This is a genomic window from Flavobacterium sp. PL02, from assembly GCF_035013205.1.
In the GTDB taxonomy this organism is placed as follows: domain Bacteria; phylum Bacteroidota; class Bacteroidia; order Flavobacteriales; family Flavobacteriaceae; genus Flavobacterium.
Genome location: NZ_JAYGJP010000001.1, coordinates 834,974 through 853,468 on the forward strand (window position 1 = coordinate 834,974; position 18,495 = coordinate 853,468).

Genomic DNA, 18,495 nt, shown 5'->3' on the forward strand with positions numbered 1-18,495 from the left:
ATTTTAAAATTTTAAAGAACAAATTATGCATGACAATTTAATTATTTTAGCAGGCGGTGCATCTTCTCGAATGAAAAAAGAAGTTGTATTAAATAATTTAACCGAAGAAGAAATCGCTCAGGCGAATGAAAGAAGTAAAGGATTAATAGGAGTTGGTCCTAATGGAAGACCTTTGTTAGATTATCTTTTGCTAAATGCAAAAAAAGCAGGATATAAAAATATCATCATCATTATAGGAGAGCAAGGAGATTTGTTTAAAGAATTCTACGGAAATCAAGATAAAAACAATGATTTTCATGGATTAAATATTTCATTTGCTGTACAGTATATTCCCGAAGGCAGAGTAAAACCATTTGGCACAGCCGATGCGTTATTTCAGGCAGTAGAACAATATCCAGAGATGAACACCCAAAGTTACTCAGCTTGCAATAGTGATAATTTATATTCTACAGCAGCTTTGCTGGCGCTAAGAGAAACTAACAGCCCAAATGCTTTTATTGGCTACGACCGTGACGCATTGGATTTTCCATCCGAAAGAATTTCTCGTTTTGCAATAGCCAAACTAGATAAAAATAATCACTTATTGGATATTCTGGAAAAACCAACCGCAGACGATTTAGAAAATTACAAAGATTCCGAAGGGAAATTAAGAGTAAGTATGAATGCTTTTAAATTTGATGGAGCAATGCTGTATCCTTATTTAAAAAATTGTCCAGTTAATCCAGAAAGAGACGAAAAAGAATTGCCTACAGTGCTTTTAAATACAATAAAAGACAACCCAAATGCAGCTTTAGGAATCCCTTTTTCGGAACATGTTCCAGATTTAACGGCCAAAGAAGATATTGCAGAAGTAAAAGAATATCTTAAAAAAAACTACCCAGAACTAAACTGGGAATCATAAAAAATTAACAAAAATTTCATATCTAATTTAGGAATAAGAAGAACTTATTGAGCTACTTTTGTCGTAGTATTGCAAAAAAATCGCACAACCCGTGATTAATTTGCAAAAATTATGAAAGTGTTGGTGCTATTTTAGATTGAAAAAAAATAACTAATCTATTAACCATCAACCAAAAAATAACTATGTCAAAGATTGAAAGTGCAATACGTATAGACCAGAGGAGTACCATTATTCCTATGGTTATTTTAACCGCATTATTTTTTATTTTAGGATTTGTTACCTGGCTTAACGGGCCGCTAATTCCTTTTTTCGAATTAGCCTGTGAGTTAACTGCTTCTCAAGCTTATTTTGTAACATTTGCTTTCTACATTGCCTATTTTGTAATGGCAATTCCATCTTCTTGGGTTATCGAGAAAGTAGGATATAAAAACGGAATTTCGCTTGGCTTAATTGTAATTGCAGTAGGAGCTTTTATGTTTTATCCAGCAGCAGCAACAAGAACTTTCGTATTCTTTTTATTAGCATTATTTACCATGGGAACAGGTTTAGCAATTTTGCAAACCGCTGCAAATCCTTATGTAGTTGTTATCGGACCGAGAGAAAGCGCAGCAGCAAGAATTAGCGTTTTAGGAATTGCAAATAAGTTTGCAGGATTTATAGCCCCATTAGCCCTGACAGCTTTGGTGTTATCAAATATGCAAGAATACACAGCAGATAAAATTGCACTTTTAGATGAAGTTTCTAAAACAGAAGCCTTAAATTTGCTCACATTACAATTGCAAACACCATATCTTTATATGGGATTGGTTATTTTGGTTTTGGCACTTTTAGTTAAGCTATCACCATTACCAGAAATTGATTTAGATGAAGAAGGTGATGTACTACATTTAAGTATTTTTAAGCAAATAAAAAATGCTTTCAAGCATCCACAATTAGTTTTAGGAGTAATAACTTTAATGCTATATCTGGCAGCCGAAGTTTTAGCAGGAGATTCCATTGGAGGATTCGGAAAACATTTGGGAGTATATGGTAAAGACGGTAATTTTTATTTAAAATTAACCTCATTTACAATGTCAGCAATGGTAGTAGGATATGTTTTAGGGATTACATTAATACCTAAATATCTTTCGCAAGTTACTGCATTAAAAGCATCTGGAATTTTAGGATTAATTTTAGTAATTTTAATAGTTGTAATATCACCTGCAATAACAGTTCAGTTTTCGGGGATTCCAGCGATACCATTAGTTGTTATTTTAGTAGCATTAATGGGACTTGCAAATGCACTTTGTTGGCCGGCAATATGGCCAATGGCATTACAGGATTTAAAAGGATATACCAAAATAGGAAGCGCAATTTTAATCATGGGTATTATAGGAGGAGCAATCTTTCCTTTAATTTATGGAGCTTGGGCAGAAAGTGTTAATGCAGCCAATATAGCAAATGGAGTTGCTAAAACGGCTAAAAGCGGAAATCAGATAGCATATTTAATGTTAGTGCCATGCTACTTAATGATTATATTTTTTGCATTCAAAGGACATAAATACAGAAGTTGGTCACGCAAATAAAAAACAGGATAAATAAATAAAGTAAATATAAAAAGAAGCGAATAATGTTAAAAAGTTCCATAGATAAGGCGACAGGTTTCGAAAAACGATTCGAAAATATTGACACGGTAGTTTTTGAGAATTCCACCGATGCATCCAAAGCAGTTGCGCAGCAAATAGCGGCACTTATCAAGTCAAAACAAGAGAAAAACGAATCATGTGTATTAGGATTAGCCACAGGATCATCCCCAAAAGGATTATATGCTGAGCTAGTACGTTTGCACAAAGAAGAAGGATTGAGTTTTAAAAACGTAATCACTTTTAACCTGGACGAATACTATCCAATGGAGCCAGATTCAGTAAATAGCTACGTAAGATTCATGAAAGAATTATTGATGGATCAAGTAGATATTTTACCTGAAAATTATCATATTCCAGACGGACTTTTAACAAAAGAAGAAATAGCAGATTATTGCGCAGATTACGAAGCTAAAATAGAAGCTCTGGGCGGAATCGATCTACAAGTTCTTGGAATTGGAGCAAATGGACATATCGGATTCAACGAATCAGGATCATTACAAAATTCAAAAACAAGATTAGTAGCATTAGACCATATCACCAGAGTTGCAGCAAGTAAAGACTTTTTTGGATTAAACAATACACCAAGAACAGCTATTACACTTGGAGTAAAAAAAATAATGGAAGCTAAACAAGTTATTCTACTGGCTTGGGGAGAAGGAAAAGCAGATGTTGTAAAAAAATCTGTAGAAGGAGAAGTTACTAATAGAATTCCTGCGTCATTTTTGCAAGAGCATAACAATGTAGTTTTTGTTTTAGACAAAGAAGCATCATCAAAACTAACAAGAATCAACAGACCATGGTTAGTAGAGAAAATTGTTTGGACAGACAAATTAACTCGTAAAGCCGTTTTAGGATTAGCGCTAGACTTAAAGAAACCAATCCTAATGCTTACCGATGCTGATTATATCGAAAACGGAATGAGCGATTTACTTGCCGATTCAGGACCAGCATACGATATCAATATTAAGATATTTAATAAACTACAAAATACCATTACAGGATGGCCAGGAGGTAAACCAAATGCAGATGATACCAAACGACCAGAAAGAGCTGAACCAGCAAGAAAAAGAGTATTGATATTCAGTCCGCATCCAGACGATGATATCATTAGTATGGGAGGAACATTCATGCGTTTGCAAGAGCAAGGACATGAAGTACACGTAGCATACCAAACCTCAGGGAATATTGCAGTTGCTGATGATGAAGCTTTGCGTTTTGCAAGATTCGTTACCGATTACAACGAGAAATTCGGAATCAAAAGCGCCGAAGCAGAAAATATCTACCAAAAAGCAGTAACCTTCTTAACCAATAAAAAGAATAGCGAGATAGATATTCCAGAAGTTCGTTACATAAAAGGATTGATCAGAAAAGGAGAAGCACGTTCAACAAGTCATTTTGTAGGTTTGCCAGACGAACAAATTCATTTTATGGAACTTCCATTTTATGAAACAGGAACAATCGAGAAAAAACCAATTGGAGAAGAAGATATTCAACTTACAATGGCTTTAATCGAAAAAATAAAACCACACCAAATCTATGCAGCAGGAGATTTAGCCGATCCACACGGAACACACAAAGTATGTCTGGATGCTATTTTTGAAGCAGTAAAACGATTAAAACCAAAATCATTTATGGATGATTGCTGGTTATGGTTATACCGTGGCGCTTGGCAAGAATGGGGAATTGACGAAGTAGAAATGGCAGTACCAATGAGTCCAGATCAGGTATTAGCAAAAAGACACGGAATCTTTAAACATCAATCTCAAAAAGATGGAGTTGTGTTCCAAGGATCAGATGCACGTGAGTTCTGGCAAAGAGCAGAAGACAGAAATGCAGAAACAGCCGAATTATACAACCAATTAGGTCTATCACGTTACGCTGCAATGGAAGCTTTCGTGAGATGGCATTACTAAAAGGTTCTAAGATTTTGAGTTGCTAAGTTTCTGAGTTTTTTTGAAAAGGTTCAAAGGTTCGGGAAACAAAGGTTTAAAGTTTTAAATCTGTGAAAATTTTTTTAACCTGTGGCAAAAATAAAAGAAAAATAATAATAGCTTTGCATTCAATGGAAGCAAGAAGAGAGAATAAGTCTATATTCTTTTTTCTTGCTTCTTTTTTATTAAAAAAAAATGGAACCAGACAAAAAACTTCTCATAAAATTAGCTCACACTAAAATGCCTTTCGGAAAATACGAAGGACGATTCTTAATTGAACTTCCTGAATATTATGTTGTTTGGTATCATAATAAAGGATTTCCTAATGGTGAATTAGGGCAGCAACTAGCACTTGTCTATGAGTTAAAACTTAACGGATTAGAAGAGCTGATTAGAAATATTAAAAAGCAATATCCAAAGCCTTTAAAATAATAAATCACTAAAAAAAGGTATGGAGAATAATTTTCGGCAATCAAATGCTGGTCAAAGTATGAGTATTGCAGCGTTAGTAGTAGGAATAGTGTCTATTATAGTTGCTTTTATACCTTGTTTTTATATACTAGCTATAATTGGTGGGGTTTTAACAATGATTTTTGCAGCTATAGGAATGTCTCAGGCAAAAAGCGAAAATGCTTCAACTGCATTGTCTAAAGTCGGCTTTATTATAGGAATCATAGCATTACTAATTGCGGTTTTCTTTACCTTAATTTATGGTTTTATTTTCGCATTATTTATGATGTGGGATTAGTAAAACTGCGATTTTTGATATTTCACTTTAAGACTTTATAGTATAATAAGTCTAAGCAGTCTAAGAAAGTCTAAAATTCTAAGCAAGTCTAAGTTAGTCTGATAATCATTTATTTGTTAATAACTTTGGCTTATTCTCTCTTTTTCGCATAAGTGTTTTCTTATTTTTGCAGCAATTAACATAAAAAACGATATGGATAACAATTTACAATCATCAAATGCAGGTCAAGGAATGGGAACTGCCGCTTTAGTTTTAGGGATATTGACAATTCTAATAGCATTTATTCCTTGTGTAGGATTAATATCGGTATTTTTTGGAATACTTGCAGTGATTTTTGGAATAATTGGTTACATGAAAGCCAAAAAAGGAAATGCTTCTACCTCAATGCCAATAGCAGGAATAGTTTTAGGAGTTGTTGGGACTATCTTTGCACTTATGTGGGTACTACTTTTTGTAGGTTCAGTTTGGGCAGGATCATTATCTGATGAAAATGAAATAAGATCAACTATAGATTCTATACATACAGAGACATTAAAATTACAGGATTCTTTAAATAACAGCGTTGAAACAGTAACTGATTCAATTGAAGTTGAAGAACCAAAAGAATAATTTTTTGTGAAAACAAAACCTTCTTACGAAATTGATTCATACAAAAGGATAAACAAGATTTTTATTATAATAATCATGTTTATCTTTTTTTATTGTTATTTATCCTCTTTTTTAAATTTAGGAGTACGTTCCCTTTGCGAAGGAATGCCTTTGAGTTATTGTAAAAGTCGAGGATTAACAAGGGCGTTTTCTCAAATTCTAAATTTCAACTTAAAAGGAGCAATTGCTTATAATCCTTATAGTTTAAAAATTTTCTCATTCTTCCTTATTCAGTTAATAGCACGTTTTCTCATTAATAAGATACTTCAATTTTCTAATTTTAAAATAGTATTGATTTTTGATGTATTCTTCAGTATTGTGTTTTTTATTTTTTCATTCTATAATTTGATAATAATTTAGACTTCTTAGATTTATAGACTTGCTTAGACATCTTAGAGTTTTCAGACTTCTTGGATATTTAGACTTTTTAGACTTGCTTAGATTTTTTAGTATTGTCGGATTATTGGGTTTCTTAGAATTTTCAGACTTACTAGGAATATAGGATTTTAAATTTTTACATTATATAGGTTATATGCTACGCATCATATAGAGTATATGCTATGTAAATCACCAGAATAAAGAGTCATTACTTTTATATTCGACTTTGAAATTTAATAATATAATTTGGGAAATTTTTTTAGGATTACTATAATTCATCAGTCTAAAATTAGACAATCCAATTATCCAAGAAGTCTAAGGCAGTCTAAGCAGGTCTAAAATCTAAGAAAGTCTAAGGAGTCTAAATATCTAAGATGTCTAATAATCTAAGTTAGTCTAAAATTCTAAGTAATCTAATAATCTAAGTGAGTCTAAGTTGTCTGAAAATCCAAGATGTCTAAGCAAGTCTATGAATTCTAAGAAGTCTAGGATAAAATTCTAATAATCCAATTTTATTCACTATTTTTGCCACGTTTTTTACACAACTACAATACAAACAACAACAGAATGAATCAAACGAAATATATTTTTGTTACTGGCGGTGTGACTTCTTCATTAGGAAAAGGGATTATCGCAGCATCTTTAGCAAAATTGTTACAAGCAAGAGGTTATCGCACAACTATTCAAAAATTTGACCCGTATATAAATGTAGACCCGGGTACATTAAATCCGTACGAGCACGGAGAATGTTATGTGACTGATGATGGTGCCGAAACCGATTTGGATTTAGGTCACTACGAGCGTTTTCTTAACGTTCCTACATCACAGGCAAATAACGTAACTACTGGTAGAGTATATCTTTCGGTTATAGAAAAAGAGAGAAGAGGAGAATTTCTTGGTAAAACAGTACAAGTAGTACCACATATTACCAACGAAATTAAAGATAGAATGCAATTGTTAGGTAAATCTGGCGATTATGATATTGTTATTACCGAAATCGGTGGAACAGTAGGAGATATAGAGTCATTACCTTATATAGAGTCAGTTCGTCAGCTAGTATGGGAATTGGGAGAAAATAACGGAATTGTAATACACTTAACATTAGTGCCTTATTTGGCTGCTGCGGGAGAGTTAAAAACAAAACCAACACAACACTCTGTAAAAACGTTGATGGAAAGCGGTATAAAAGCTGATATCTTAGTTTGTAGAACAGAACACGAATTATCAGATGAATTACGTAACAAACTTGCTTTGTTCTGTAATGTTAAGAGAGAAGCTGTAATCCAGTCTATCGATGCATCTACAATATACGAAGTACCTAATTTAATGCTGGAAGAAGGCTTAGATGTAGTTGCTTTAAAGAAATTGGATTTACCTAAAAAAGCGGCTCCGGATTTAAAAAACTGGAATACTTTCTTAAAAAGATTAAAAAATCCAAAGCATACAATTAATATTGGTTTGATTGGTAAATATGTAGAAATGCAAGATTGCTACAAATCAATTTTAGAAGCATTTATACATGCAGGAGCTTCAAATGAAACAAAAGTAAATGTAGTTTCTATACATTCAGAGTTTATCGATGCTGATAATATAGAAGACAAATTGAAAGGTTTAGACGGAATTCTTGTGGCTCCAGGATTTGGAGAAAGAGGAATAGAAGGAAAAATCGAAGCAGTGCGTTATGCGCGTGAAAATAAAGTTCCATTTTTCGGAATTTGTCTAGGAATGCAAATGTCAGTAATCGAATATTCTCGTAATATTTTAGGTTATGCAGATGCAAACTCAACAGAGATGAATGAGAAAACAGCTCATCCAGTTGTGAATTTAATGGAAGAGCAAAAAACGATTACCGATAAAGGAGGAACAATGCGTCTTGGAGCATGGAAATGCGATATTACACCAGATTCATTGGCACACAAAATTTATGGTAAAACAACTATTTCTGAACGTCACCGTCACCGTTACGAGTACAACAGCCAGTATGTAGATGAGTTACAAAAAGCAGGATTAATAGCGTCAGGAGTAAACCCTGATACAGGATTGGTAGAAATTGTAGAATTAAAAGATCACCCATTTTTTATAGGTGTACAATACCATCCAGAATACAAAAGTACGGTAGCGAATCCGCACCCAATTTTTGTGAATTTTATAGCCGCTGCGGTAACGGCTCATAAAAAATAATACGTATTTGTATAAGTTTCTAAAAAACAGGAGAAACGCAAACATAAAACTTGAATAAAAATTACAATGGAAGAAAAAAAATTTGATCTCAATTCAATTATTGGTTTTATATTGATTTTTGGTATTTTGATTTGGATAATGTATCAAAATAAACCATCTGAAGCTACTATTGCTGCAGAAAAAGCCAAGAAAGAATTAGTTGCAAAACAAGAAGCTCAAGCTAAAGAAGCTACTACTGCTAAAACTGCAGTCTTGCCAGTTGCAGCAACTCCTGGAGATACAGTGCAATTAGCAAAATTGCAAAAAACATTAGGTGGATTTGCTTATTCAGCTACGCTTCCTTCTGCTAAAGATGCTTATACAACTATCGAAAATGAAAAGATTATACTGAAAATCGCTAATAAAGGTGGTTATATAGTAGAAGCTACATTAAAAGGATTCAAAAGATTCGAGAAAAATTCAGGACAATTAGTAGAGTTGATTAAAGACAACAATGCTCATTTAAATATTCAGTTGCAAACAACTGACAACAGAACTTTAAATTCAAAAGACTTATATTTTGAACCTACATTAACTAAAAATGGAGAGGATCAAATATTATCTATGCGTTTAAAAGCTGGAGCAAATGAATTTTTAGAGTACAAATATGTGCTAAAACCAAACGAATATTTAGTTGGTTTTGATATTCGTTCTCAAGGATTGAACAAAGTTTTGAATTCATCTAAACCATTAGATTTAGTTTGGGATTTAAAAACGAATAGAAATGAAAAAAGCGTTTCTATAGAAAAACGTTTTGCTGAAATCTTTTTTGAGTATGGAGATAAAAAGTACGATTATGTAAGTCCTAACGGCGTAGGGAAAGAAGAAACACCTGAAAAAGTAAGTTATATAGCTTTCAAACAACACTTTTTTACCACTATTTTATCTACAGATAAGCCATTCGAAAAATCAAGATTACAATCTGATGATTTAGTAAAAGATGAAAAAATAGATACTAATTATATAAAACAATTTAAAGCAACAGTTCCTTTAGCTTTTTCAAACGGAGAAGTTGATTATAAAATGAGTTGGTATTTTGGACCAGCTGATTATAAAACATTAAAATCATACGATAATAATTTCGAGAAAATTATTCCATTAGGTTGGGGTATCTTCGGATGGATTAATAAATTTATTTTTATTCCGTTATTCGGATTCTTGAGTTCTACAATTGGATTGTCATTAGGTATTGCTATTATTGTTTTTACAATTATAATAAAAATTGCGATGTCGCCAATTACTTATAAATCATTCTTGTCTCAGGCAAAAATGAAAGTGTTACGACCAGAAATTACTGAGTTGGGAGAAAAGTTCAAGAAAGACCCAATGAAGAAACAGCAAGAAACAATGAAGCTGTATAATAAAGCAGGAGTAAACCCAATGGCGGGATGTATTCCAGCCTTGATACAACTACCGTTTATGTATGCTTCGTTCCAGTTTTTCCCATCAGCTTTTGAGTTAAGACAAAAAAGCTTCCTTTGGGCAGACGATTTATCTTCATTTGACTCAGTAGTGAAACTTCCATTTCATATCCCAATGTACGGAGATCATATTAGTTTGTTCCCGATATTGGCAGCAATTGCGATTTTCTTTTACATGAAAATGACATCTGGTGACCAACAAATGGCAGCTCCGCAGCAAGAAGGTATGCCGGATATGGCTAAGATGATGAAAATCATGATTTATGTTTCTCCACTTATGATGTTGATATTCTTCAACTCTTACGGAGCAGGTTTGAGTTTATATAACTTTATCTCTAACTTAATTACAATCGGAATTATGTTTGTAATTAAAAACTACATTGTAGATAGTGATAAAATTCACGCTCAAATACAAGAAAACAAATTAAAAGAGCCTAAAAAACAAGGTAAGTTCCAAAGACGTTTACAAGAAGTTATGGAGCAACAAGAAGCTGCTAAAGCTGCCAAAGGCAAAAAATAATATACTTGTTAAAAATAAAAAAATCTCGATTTATCGGGATTTTTTTATACACGTATAATTTATAATACACTATTTCGTTAAGGTTTTAAATAGAAGATAAAATGATTTGTAAAAGAATAATACTCGGATTGCTTTTGTTGAATGCTTTTTTTATAAATGCTCAGGCAAACTTGAATAAGCTCGATGCAGATGGAAAAAAAGATGGACTTTGGAAAGGGATTTATGAAGAATCAAAAAGACCTCGTTACGAAGGAACTTTTAGTCACGGTAAGGAAACAGGTATCTTTAAGTTTTATGATGATACCAAAGCTGCTAGTGTAATTGCAACGAGAGATTTTAGTGCTAATGATGGGAGTGCTTATACTATTTTTTATGATCAGAGTAAGAATAAAGTTAGCGAGGGTAAAGTAGTTAATAAGCTTTTTGAAGGAGAGTGGAAATATTATCACCAAGCTTCTCCAACTGTTATGACAATCGAGAATTACAGAAAAGGGAAGTTAAACGGTTTGCGTTCGGTTTTTTATCCAAATGGGAAAATTGCTGAAGAAATGAATTATAAAGACGGTATAAAAGATGGTCCTTATAAAAGATATGCGGAAAATGGAACTGTCTTAGAACAGTTGTATTATAAAAACAACGAATATAACGGAGAAGCCATTTTTAATAATGCTGATGGAACTGTTGCTTCAAAAGGGATGTTTTTAAATGGTAAAAAATCGGGTAACTGGCAATTTTTCGAAAAAGGAAAACTAGTAAAAGAAATCAATATGAGCGATCCGAAAAATGCAAACAAAACAGCTGATAAAGTCGAGAAGAAAAAAAAATAAAACAATAGATAAATTTGTTAAATTTGAGTCTTAACTAATAGATTCATATGGATTTACAAGAACTTTTCGGAAGGTTTGTATTATTGTTTTTTTCAATTCTGATTTTATACTTTTTTTCGAATAGAAAAGATAATGAAACAATTAATCCATTAATGGTTATTGTTGGGTTATGTACTTTTTCCTTATGTTATTTATTTACAAGAATCGAAATAGGAGTTGGGATTGGCTTTGGCTTATTTGCGATTTTTTCTATTCTAAGATTTAGAACCCAAACCTTTACTGTAAATGCAATAATCTTTTTGTTTGCTACAATTACACTTTCTATTTTGGATATTATGTATCCATTTGAAAAAATAGAAGTGTTGCTTTTCTTTCAGTTAATAATCATTGGTTTTTACATTATAGCTTCCGTTTTAGTAAACAAAAAAGCATCGAGATATCTTAACACGGTTGATGTGAAAGTAAGCCTGGGAGATGACTTTTCTTTGAATAATCAAGATATTCGACAATTAATTCAAACACAAATTAATATAGAAAATTTCGATTTCAAAATCATTACCATAAATACCGTAACAAAAGAAATTGACGTAACAGTTTTGTATTGATTTTTATTAAAATAAAGGTTTTTAAAAAAGGTTTTACCATTAAGAGATTAAGAAAAATTAAGTCAAGCTTTAAAAATTTAGTAAATACGCAATGCAAGAGAGTAAGGACTTTAGCTTTACACAAAACAATCTCAAACTTGTCTTTTCGACGAAGGAGAAATCTCCGCAAGAAACTGACTCACAGTTTTTTTCTTTTCTTAAATTGTCGAGCTACCCGTGGAGATTTCTCCTTCGTCGAAAAGACAATATTTAGGGTAAACTTTGCGAGAGATTTATGAAAACTTAATTTTTCTTAATCTCTTAATGGTGAAAAATGGTAAAAAAATGGTGAAAGCTAATCATTAAAGGGACGGACTTGTTTTATATATAAATCCCTGCTTTGGTTTACAATCTTAAATTCCATGTCGATAGCGCTACTTGAATTTTTCCAATAACGGGACATTTTGCTTTCTATCTTTTTGCTAACTAAATAAAGGTTATTGATCTCCTTTTTCGTTAGCAAAGGCTTATTGTCATTTAAATTTGAATTAGAAGTAAAATCGACATCAAAATCGGGATCTTTAGCTTCATCGAAAGTAAAATTATAAACTACAAATTGTTCGCAAACTTCTCCTTTTTCTGGTTTTACAACTGAGTTTTCTCCTTTTTGAATGTTTACCGTAATTCCTGGTAGACTTTCTCTAAAGATATTCTTAGTAATAATAACGCCGTTTGCCAGTTCATCTGGAAACGAACGATGAACGAGAACTCCCATCGCAATATTTTGTTGGTCAATGCCAAAGAGTTCACGTTCCCAATACGAACTTTCATTCCATACGCTTGCCCAAACTTGCTTAATTGCTTTTTCGAATGTTTTAATAGTGTCTCCCAGAATTCCGGTTTTAGACTCATATAAGCCTGCACCATTAAATCCAGCTATATCTTCGGCATTAGTAGAAGAACGAAATCTGAAATTCTTAAAATCAGTTTGTTTTCCTAATTTTTCATTTAGTTTAGTAATCAATACATTGTCGATGGGTTCTTTTTTAATCGCAGTTCGAATCCTTTTCAATTGATTGTTTATCCATTGTGCGGAGTCCTTATGCGGATTATCTAAAAGCTCTTTTATTAATGGTGAAATACTTTTATTCTGAATGTGTTTTGTGTAATAATAAAACGGAATCGCATTAGCATTCTCTGGTGTTTTAAAAGGGGTTTCTTTTGCAATAGCAATTAGATAAGCCAGATTTTGCGCTTTTGCACCAATATAATTTACACCATTTTTTGGAATGCTGGATAAATCAACTAGTTCTGTAACCGAATTATCTACGACTAGTTTTTTCTTTTTAGATATTGGTTTCTCGGCTATTTTCTTGGTAGTTTCACTAATGTAAAAGGTATCAATAGCAATTTTTAGTTCTACTTTTTTGCCAATCAAACTTGTGATTTTGTTGTCCTTTAAAACTTCGGTATAAGCCATAATCGGAATCTTTCGGTTCTTTCCTAATATGACTAAATGACTCAGAGGAGTTTGTAATTCATTTACAATAATTCCTCTTACATTTGGTAGGATTTCTGGTGTTCCGTCTAGAATAATAATCTCGTCTTTGTTGGGTTTTATCTTTTCTAAATCTTTAGTTCGGTACATTTTTAAAATACCAACATTCTTTCCTGAAACGACTTCTTGGTATTTAAGTTCATTAAAGATATAATCGGATTTTACACAAGGAATTTTAAATTCACCTAATTCGTATAAATCGATATTCTCTCGGTTATTCAGATAGAATTTTAGGTTTTTTTCAATAAAACTAGTTTCGGTAATGAGGTTGTAAAACTGCTCAATCAGTGGAATTGGCATATGATCAGAAGCTGCCAGTTCAAAAATCCATTTTTCGGTTCCTTTTATGTGGTTAAGATTCCCAAGTAGATAGTTTCTGTTTTTGTCGGTATTGCTATAATTATCACGATTAAAGATTTCTAATTCTTTACTATAGCCTAAATAATCAACCACAAAATCATAATGGAGTTTAATTAATGTACTATTGAAATAGTATATCTTTTTGCTTTTAAGGTCATAAATAATTTTAACCGATTCGATATTAGAGAATTTATCAGATAGCGGCTTTCCTCTAAATGCCTTGTATGCTTCGTAGTTTGGTAATTTTGAAACATAATTTTGAGCATAAAAAGTGGTAATTATTGCAAAGCAAATAATGGTATAAATACACTTTTTCATAGCAATTAATTTGAGTATTAAATATAAACAAAAATTGCAATAACTTTTATCTACTACCCAATTGCATAAACTAATGGAAACAATAGTTATTATCTGCAATTATGGATTAACTTTGCAAAATAATTTTTTTTAGATTTCGAATATATGAAACGTGTTGTAGTAGGACTTTCCGGAGGTGTTGATTCTAGTGTTGCGGCTTACTTGTTGCAACAACAAGGATATGAGGTTATTGGCCTTTTTATGAAGAATTGGCATGACGATTCGGTTACTATTTCTAACGAATGCCCTTGGTTAGAAGATAGTAATGATGCATTATTGGTAGCCGAAAAACTAGGGATTCCTTTTCAAACTGTTGATTTAAGCGAAGAATACAAAGAAAAAATCGTTGACTATATGTTCAACGAATATGAAAAAGGACGCACACCAAACCCTGATGTGCTGTGTAATCGTGAGATTAAATTTGATGTTTTCATGAAAATTGCATTAAGTCTTGGAGCCGATTATGTGGCAACAGGACATTATTGCCAAAAAACGGAAATCGAAGTTAACGGCGAAAAAGTATACCAACTTATTGCGGGAGCTGATACCAATAAAGATCAATCTTATTTCTTGTGTCAATTGTCGCAAGAACAATTGTCTAAATCGTTGTTTCCTATTGGAGAATTGACCAAACCAGAAGTACGCGAAATTGCTGCTGAAATGGATTTGGTTACTGCCGAAAAGAAAGATTCACAAGGATTATGTTTCATTGGGAAAGTACGTTTGCCAGAATTTTTACAACAAAAACTGCAACCTAAAGATGGTTTAATTGTTCAGATTGATAAAAATGATCCAATATATAATGCTGAGAAATCAGAAGATTTATCTCTTGAAAAAGAATTAGAACTTGAAGCTAAGAAATTACTTTACACTCCAAAAATGGGTAAAGTAGTTGGAAAACATCAAGGAGCACATTATTTTACTACAGGTCAGCGAAAAGGACTTAATGTGGGCGGAACAACTGATCCGTTATTTATTATTGCAACCGACGTTGAAACTAATACTATTTATACTGGTTTAACGAGTCAGCATCCTGGTTTATTCAAGAAAGCATTGTTTATAGAAAAATCTGAAGTACACTGGATTCGTACCGATTTAGCTTTAAAAAATGGAGAACAAATGGAGGTAATGGCAAGAATTCGTTATCGCCAGCCTTTACAAAAAGCTACTTTGCACCAATTTGAAGGTGGAATGTATGTTCATTTTGATGAGCCACAATCGGCTATAACCGAAGGACAATTTGTTGCTTGGTATTTAGATAATGAATTAGTTGGTTCGGGAGTAATTTCTTAGATTAGTACTTTTTTACGGAAGGTTTAACCTTATCTAAAAAAGTATCCTATGAAAAGATATTTCATAATTCTCTTATTATTCATTTCGGCAGCGAGTTTTTCGCAAGAAGAAGCATGGGTTTATTTTAATGCAAAACCCAATTCTCAAACCTATTATGATAATCCTTTATCGATGCTTTCGCAAAGAGCTTTGGATAGAAGAACCAATCAGAATATTGCTTTAGATTTTAAAGATATTCCTATCGAAACAGCTTATGTTAATCAGGTACAAGCTAGTACAGGAATAACTGTTATGGCAAAATCGAAGTGGTTGAATGCAATGCATATTCGAGGAACACAAGCTAATATCAATAATCTAAAGCTATTATCGTTTGTATCTAAAGTTGATTTTGCAAATAAATCATTGAATCTTACTGGGAGAAAAGTAACTTCGGATAAGGTTGAAGTAACAGATAAAGAGCTTAAAACTGCTGTGAACTATTCTTATGGGACTTCTGCAAACCAGATTCAAATGCTTAACGGACATATCTTGCATCAACAAGATTATACCGGTGCTGGCAAAATAATAGCTGTTCTCGATGCGGGTTTTCCAGGCGTTAATACCGCAAGTACTTTTCAGCGTTTAAGAGATAATAACAAGATTTTAGGTGGTTATAATTACGTTTTAAGAAATCCAGATTTTTATACCGGTGTTTCTCATGGTACCGAAGTTTTGTCGACTATGGGAGGATATAAAGTTAATGCGTTGGTTGGTACTGCTCCCGATGCTTCCTATTATTTGTTTATTACTGAAGATGATAACTCAGAGAATCCTGTAGAGGAATCTCTTTGGGTCGAAGCTGCAGAAGAGGCAGATAGGTTAGGGGCTGATATTATCACAACTTCTTTAGGATATTTTGGATATGATAATGCAAATTATAGCCATACATATAGCGATATGAATGGTACAACTAATTTTATTTCGCGAGGAGCTGAAATCGCTTTTAGCAGAGGTATGATTGTGGTTGCATCTGCTGGAAATGAAGGAGATACTGCAGAAAAACATATTGGAGGCCCAGCCGATGCTGCATCTGTAATTACTGTAGGTTCGGTGACTGCTACCAAGAATTTATCTTATTTTAGTTCTATTGGCCCTAGTTATGACCAGAGAATTAAACCTGATGTTATGGCTCAAGGTACGGCTGCTGTGGTATCGGATGTTTCAGGAAATATTGGTACAACAAACGGAACTTCTTTTTCATGCCCCATAATGGCTGGAACAATTGCTTGTTTATGGCAGGCTTTCCCGAATAAAACGAATCAGCAAATTAGACAATTGGTTTTGCAATCTGCAGATAGATATGCTTCTCCTAATCCACAATTTGGCTACGGAATCCCTGATTTTAGTTTGGCATTAAATAATGCTTTAAGTGTAAAATCGAATGAAAATATTGATTTTTTACTATATCCTAACCCAACTGATTCTGATATTTTCTTTACTTTATCCAATGGCATTAATGAAGCGTTTGTAACGGTATATTCTATTCTTGGACAAAAGGTACTGGAAAAGCAAATTACAAATGAGGCTTCGACGGTTTCATTACAATCATTACATTCTGGGATTTATTTTTATACTTTAGACGCAAATAACCTGCATAAAACAGGTAAAATTATAAAACAATAATTGGCATTATTACATGAATAAGATTACAACTCTTTTTAATATAAAATATCCAATCATTCAGGCGGGAATGATTTGGAATAGTGGCTACAAACTTGCTAGTGCAGTAAGTAATGCAGGCGGTTTAGGAATAATTGGTGCTGGCTCGATGTATCCTGAAGTATTGCGCGAACATATTCAGAAATGCAAAAAAGCAACATCTAAACCATTTGGTGTTAATGTACCGATGCTTTATCCTAACATCGACGAAATCATAAAAATCATTATTGATGAAGGGGTGAAAATCGTATTTACATCGGCTGGAAATCCTAAAACATGGACATCTTTTTTAAAAGAAAATGGCATTACGGTTGTGCATGTGGTAAGTAGTACTATTTTTGCGTTAAAAGCGCAAGAAGCAGGTGTTGATGCCATTGTTGCCGAAGGTTTTGAAGCTGGGGGACATAATGGTCGTGATGAAACAACGACTTTTACATTGATTCCGATGGTGCGCAAAAAAATTACTATTCCGCTTATTGCAGCGGGAGGAATCGCAACAGGTAAAGGAATGCTTGCAGCAATGATTCTGGGTGCTGATGGAGTACAGGTTGGTAGTCGTTTTGCAGCTTCGATAGAATCATCGGCACATGATAATTTTAAGCAAACTATTGTTAAGGTTAAGGAAGGTGATACTCAATTGACATTAAAAGAGTTGGCTCCTGTGCGATTAATTAAGAATAAATTTTATCAGGATGTTCAGGCATTGTATGAAAAATGTCCAACTAAAGAAGAACTTGTCGAACTTTTGGGTAGAGCGAGAGCGAAGCGCGGAATGTTTGAAGGTGATTTGGAAGAAGGAGAATTAGAAATCGGACAAATAGCTGGACTTATTCATGATATTAAACCTGCTGCTGAAATTATTGAAGAAATGATTTCGGATTTTGAAAGTGCACGTAAGCAAACATTAAATTTAGATTTTTAGATAAATGAATCGCATAAAAATATATATAGTATTACTTTTTTTAGGTCTTGGTTTGCAACAAACCTATAGTCAGAGTTACAAATTTAGGACTTCTGGTTATAGTGTTTTACAGAAAAATGAAAAGGGGAAATGGGGCAAATGGTCCGACTTGGAATTGGTTAATATTATGGTTGTTTTAGATACTGATAAAAACCGAATTGTTGTTAACTCTCAAGAGGTGCAAGTTTTTCAAATTTCTGATTATATAGCCAGAGAAGAGAATGATACCGATATTGTATATTCTTTTATTTGTAAAGATTTAGGCGGAAACGATGCTAAGTTGTCTATCATTACCAGAAAAATGCAAGATAACAGAAAGCAATTGTATATAAATTACAATGACCGAATTGTAGTGTATAATATTTTTAATATGTAATTATATTAGAATGTGTTTGCGTGAGGGATGGCAGCGAAAAGCCCACAGCCTGACGAAGGAAGTGCGAGGACTTGTAGCGAACAGCCCGA

Annotated in this window: 15 protein-coding genes; 14 read left to right on the forward strand and 1 reads right to left on the reverse strand. The window is 33.0% G+C overall.

Features of this window, described 5'->3' with window-relative positions:
• Window positions 1-25 precede the first annotated feature (25 nt).
• The 10 genes from SHI72_RS03515 (at window position 26) to SHI72_RS03560 (ending at window position 11,824) form a co-directional block, all read left to right on the forward strand.
• Complete coding sequence (locus SHI72_RS03515) at window positions 26-901, forward strand: sugar phosphate nucleotidyltransferase (RefSeq protein ID WP_039111039.1); 876 nt, start codon at window positions 26-28, stop codon at window positions 899-901.
• A 182-nt stretch (window positions 902-1,083) separates the two neighbouring features.
• Window positions 1,084-2,466, forward strand: coding sequence for a glucose/galactose MFS transporter (gene gluP, locus SHI72_RS03520; protein WP_039111038.1), 1,383 nt, complete (start codon window positions 1,084-1,086; stop codon window positions 2,464-2,466).
• Window positions 2,467-2,510: 44 nt separating this feature from the next.
• Entirely contained in the window at window positions 2,511-4,439 is a 1,929-nt protein-coding gene (nagB, locus tag SHI72_RS03525; RefSeq protein WP_323489073.1) for a glucosamine-6-phosphate deaminase, read from the forward strand.
• 213 nt (window positions 4,440-4,652) lie between these two features.
• A complete protein-coding gene (locus SHI72_RS03530; RefSeq protein WP_039112721.1) occupies window positions 4,653-4,889 on the forward strand; it encodes a DUF3820 family protein in 237 nt (78 codons plus the stop codon).
• Window positions 4,890-4,947: 58 nt separating this feature from the next.
• Window positions 4,948-5,205, forward strand: a complete 258-nt coding sequence (locus SHI72_RS03535; RefSeq protein ID WP_123912078.1) for a hypothetical protein — start codon at window positions 4,948-4,950, stop codon at window positions 5,203-5,205.
• A 192-nt stretch (window positions 5,206-5,397) separates the two neighbouring features.
• A complete protein-coding gene (locus tag SHI72_RS03540; RefSeq protein ID WP_052249930.1) occupies window positions 5,398-5,814 on the forward strand; it encodes a DUF4190 domain-containing protein in 417 nt (138 codons plus the stop codon).
• A 984-nt stretch (window positions 5,815-6,798) separates the two neighbouring features.
• A complete protein-coding gene (locus SHI72_RS03545) occupies window positions 6,799-8,412 on the forward strand; it encodes a CTP synthase (protein ID WP_039112574.1) in 1,614 nt (537 codons plus the stop codon).
• A 66-nt stretch (window positions 8,413-8,478) separates the two neighbouring features.
• Window positions 8,479-10,392: a membrane protein insertase YidC gene (gene yidC, locus SHI72_RS03550; RefSeq protein WP_086894241.1), complete on the forward strand. Its 1,914-nt coding sequence runs from the start codon at window positions 8,479-8,481 to the stop codon at window positions 10,390-10,392.
• A gap of 101 nt (window positions 10,393-10,493) precedes the next feature.
• Window positions 10,494-11,219 (forward strand): toxin-antitoxin system YwqK family antitoxin, encoded by a 726-nt coding sequence (locus tag SHI72_RS03555; RefSeq protein WP_039117109.1) that lies wholly within the window; start codon window positions 10,494-10,496, stop codon window positions 11,217-11,219.
• 47 nt (window positions 11,220-11,266) lie between these two features.
• Window positions 11,267-11,824, forward strand: coding sequence for a DUF4956 domain-containing protein (locus SHI72_RS03560; RefSeq protein ID WP_323489074.1), 558 nt, complete (start codon window positions 11,267-11,269; stop codon window positions 11,822-11,824).
• Between the two features lie 334 nt (window positions 11,825-12,158).
• On the opposite strand, the gene SHI72_RS03565 is transcribed toward SHI72_RS03560, so the two are convergent.
• Complete coding sequence (locus SHI72_RS03565) at window positions 12,159-14,039, reverse strand: PEP/pyruvate-binding domain-containing protein (protein WP_323489075.1); 1,881 nt, start codon at window positions 14,037-14,039, stop codon at window positions 12,159-12,161.
• A gap of 144 nt (window positions 14,040-14,183) precedes the next feature.
• Between SHI72_RS03565 and mnmA the strand changes: the two genes are divergently transcribed.
• The 4 genes from mnmA to SHI72_RS03585 are packed head-to-tail and all read left to right on the forward strand — an operon-like array spanning window position 14,184 to window position 18,406.
• The gene (gene mnmA, locus SHI72_RS03570) at window positions 14,184-15,371 is read left to right on the forward strand and encodes a tRNA 2-thiouridine(34) synthase MnmA (RefSeq protein WP_039112723.1); all 1,188 of its coding nucleotides are present in this window, start codon (window positions 14,184-14,186) and stop codon (window positions 15,369-15,371) included.
• 48 nt (window positions 15,372-15,419) lie between these two features.
• Window positions 15,420-17,033, forward strand: coding sequence for a S8 family serine peptidase (locus SHI72_RS03575; protein WP_323489076.1), 1,614 nt, complete (start codon window positions 15,420-15,422; stop codon window positions 17,031-17,033).
• A gap of 13 nt (window positions 17,034-17,046) precedes the next feature.
• Window positions 17,047-17,991, forward strand: a complete 945-nt coding sequence (locus tag SHI72_RS03580; RefSeq protein ID WP_323489077.1) for an NAD(P)H-dependent flavin oxidoreductase — start codon at window positions 17,047-17,049, stop codon at window positions 17,989-17,991.
• Between the two features lie 4 nt (window positions 17,992-17,995).
• Complete coding sequence (locus tag SHI72_RS03585) at window positions 17,996-18,406, forward strand: hypothetical protein (protein WP_039112582.1); 411 nt, start codon at window positions 17,996-17,998, stop codon at window positions 18,404-18,406.
• Window positions 18,407-18,495: the final 89 nt, after the last annotated feature.